The organism is Aeromicrobium sp. PFPM2_SD2 (genome assembly GCF_057364525.1).
The window spans coordinates 1-584 of the sequence record NZ_JBNFNZ010000793.1; the positions used below are offsets into that span (position 1 = coordinate 1).

Annotated in this window: 1 pseudogene; it reads right to left on the reverse strand. The window is 76.5% G+C overall.

Annotated elements, in window-relative coordinates:
- Positions 1 to 452, reverse strand: a pseudogene (locus AC2W7G_RS18155) (hypothetical protein); the annotation flags it as partial.
- Positions 453 to 584 lie beyond the last annotated feature (132 nt).

The following is a 584-nucleotide window of genomic DNA, read 5'->3' on the forward strand; positions in this document are numbered from 1 at the left end:
GACGTCCACGAGCCAGGGCTCGGGACGGTGCGGGCCGTGCAGCAGCCCGACCCGGCCGACGACGAGCGCGAGCACCACGGTGGCGGCGCACTGACCAGCAGCGCGACGCCGACGTCGTGGCTCGTCGTGGGGTGCGAGGACGTGGCGCCGACGGCGAAGATCGGGAACAGCGCGCCCGGCGGGTGCCAGGCGAAGGCGCGCGACACGAAGGGCACGACGGCAGCCGTGAGGACGAGGGCGGCCACGGACAGCCAGGCGCGGTGCGGGCTGGTGCCGACCGCGGTGCCGAGCACGACCGCGAGGACGAGCACGATCCCCGCCGTGGCCTGCATGGCCGTGCGCGAGCGGTGGCTGTGGGTGCGTCCGTACAACGCCGTGAACGCGCCGAAGGTCGCCGCGAGCGTGAGGTCGAGCCGGTCCACCGCCCACGACAGCAGGAGCGGGACCGCCAACGTCAGGCCGGCCCGCGCCGCGACCCCAGTGCGCGTCGCCGTGCGGCCCCCACCCGGGGTCAGGTCGCGCCAGAGCAGGCGGAACCGGTCGGGGAGGGCACCCGTCGATGCTACGGCCGCGGCCCGGGCTCG